Source organism: Candidatus Accumulibacter aalborgensis (assembly GCF_900089955.1).
Lineage (GTDB): Bacteria > Pseudomonadota > Gammaproteobacteria > Burkholderiales > Rhodocyclaceae > Accumulibacter > Accumulibacter aalborgensis.
The window spans coordinates 1-2,132 of the sequence record NZ_FLQX01000075.1 but is presented as its reverse complement, the minus strand read 5'-3'; the positions used below and the strand labels follow the sequence as shown (position 1 = coordinate 2,132).

Genomic DNA, 2,132 nt, shown 5'->3' with positions numbered 1-2,132 from the left:
CCCATCTTTAACAGCCGATAGTCAATTATTGACATATTGTTTGACTTATCACGCCCTGCGACTCTCGCAACTGATTGAATTAATGCATATACCCATAATGCATCTATCGGAAAGTCGTTTTGTTGTGCCATAATCGTATTCACGCTCCGGTTTTTCCCTTGATTTTCCGGTAACATCAGTGCATGTTCATCCGTCAAACCCGAACCAACAACAAAATCACCGGCGAGGGCTATTTCACCTTTCGCCTGGTGCGCGGCGAGCGCGTTGGCGGCAAGGTGCGCCAGATCACCGTCCTCAATCTCGGCCGGCATTTTCCCGTCAAACAGGACGACTGGCCGCTGCTCTGCCTGCGCCTCGACCAACTGCTGCACCCGCAGGACAATTTCCTGCCGATCGCCTGTCCGGAAGCCATCGAGCGCGCCGCCCAGCGCTATGTCGGGCAGTTGATCGAGCGCGCTTTGCCGCCAGGCTCCACGGCGGCAGACCTCGCCCCCCCCAGCGGGGCCGTAGTGGCCGACACCGTCACGCCCGAGCGACCCGCACCCGACTTTCAGGAGGTCGACATTGACTCCCTGCAACAGACACAGCCGCGCACGGTCGGTATCGAGCAGCTTGCCCTGCACGCCCTGTCGCAACTCGGTTTCCCCCAGAAGCTGGCTGAACTGGGCATCAACGGCGCCACGCGCGCGGCCATCCTCGGCAACGTCATTGGGCGCATGGCCGAACCGGCCTCCGAGCTGGCCACCTGGAACTGGCTGCAAACGCAAAGCGCCCTGGGCGAATTGATCGACGTCGATTTTGCCGGCCTGTCGCCCATGCGCCTGTACCGCGCCTCGGATGTACTGATGCGCCACCGCGCCGCCATTGAAGCGCATCTGTTCAGTTCCATCGAAACGCTCTTCAGCCTGGAAGAGACCGTCACCCTGTATGACTTGACCAACACCTACGTTGAAGGCGAAGCCGCCGCCAATCCCAAGGCCCACTTTGGGCGCTCGAAGGAGAAGCGCAGCGACTGTCCGCTGGTCACGCTGGGTCTGGTATTGGATGGCAGCGGCTTTATCCGCCGCTCGCAGACCTTCGCCGGCAATGTCTCGGAAGGCACGACGCTGGAGGTCATGCTCAGCGGACTGGGGGCCCTGCGGGGCGCGATGGTGATCATGGACGCCGGGATTGCCAGCGAAGCCAACGTGACCTGGCTGAGCGAGCATGGTTACCGCTATCTGGTGGTGCGCCGGGGCGGGGCGCGGCAGTTTGACGAAGCCGGCGCGGTGGCCATCGAGACCGCCGGCGGCGAAGTCCTGCGGCTACAAAAGGTCATGCGCGAGGATGCTCTGGAAGTCGAGTTGTATTGCCACTCGGCAGGGCGGGAGGCGAAAGAAACGGCGATGGTGGCGCGATTTGGCTCGGCGTTCGAAGCCGGACTGCAAAAGATCGCTGACGGATTGAATAAACCGCGCAGCGAGAAAGGCTACGACAAATTAATGGAGCGCATCGGCCGGCTGAAGGAGAAGAGCCGGGGGGCGAGCCAGCATTACACGGTGAGTCTGGTGGCGGATGACGCGGAAACACCGAGCAAGAATGCGACGGCGCTGACCTGGGCGAAGGTCCCGGTCGGCGGGACGATGGCCACCCATCCGGGCGTCTACTGCCTGCGCAGCAACGAAACGACCTGGGATGAGGAGCGCCTGTGGCGCACCTATACGATGCTGACCGATCTGGAGAGCGTGTTTCGCAGCCTCAAGAGCGAACTGGGCTTGCGTCCGGTGTTTCACCAGAAGGAAGATCGTTCGGATGGGCATCTGTTTATCACGGTACTGGCGTATCAGTGCGTGCAGGTGCTGCGTACCCAATTGAAGAAGGCCGGAATCAACGATTCCTGGGCGACGCTGAGAAAGACGCTGTCGATCCAGCGTCGGGTGACAAGCAGTCTGCGACGCAAGGACGGGCGGACGGTGCATGTGCGCAAGAGCACGGTGGCCGAACCTGCGTTGATGGCCATCTATCAAGCGCTGGCCATCAACCCGGCGCCGGGAGGTACCAAAAAACTGATCTGCTGATCATGAAATTACGAGCAAAAGTGCGGGTAAAAACACTAGTACGCGCTAATTACATGATTTGTATGAGAGTTTTTT

At 60.2% G+C, this 2,132-nt stretch carries 1 protein-coding gene; it reads left to right on the top strand.

The features are described from left to right. Positions 1-182: 182 nt before the first annotated feature. Positions 183-2,057 carry an IS1634 family transposase gene (locus tag ACCAA_RS04720; protein ID WP_186406086.1) on the top strand — a complete coding sequence of 625 codons (1,875 nt, stop codon included), beginning with the start codon at positions 183-185 and terminating at the stop codon, positions 2,055-2,057. The last annotated feature ends 75 nt before the right edge of the window (positions 2,058-2,132 follow it).

Coding starts and splice junctions, on each gene's coding strand:
- ACCAA_RS04720 (WP_186406086.1), top strand. CDS start 183: ATGTTCATCCGTCAAACCCGAACCAACAACAAAATCACCGGCGAGGGC.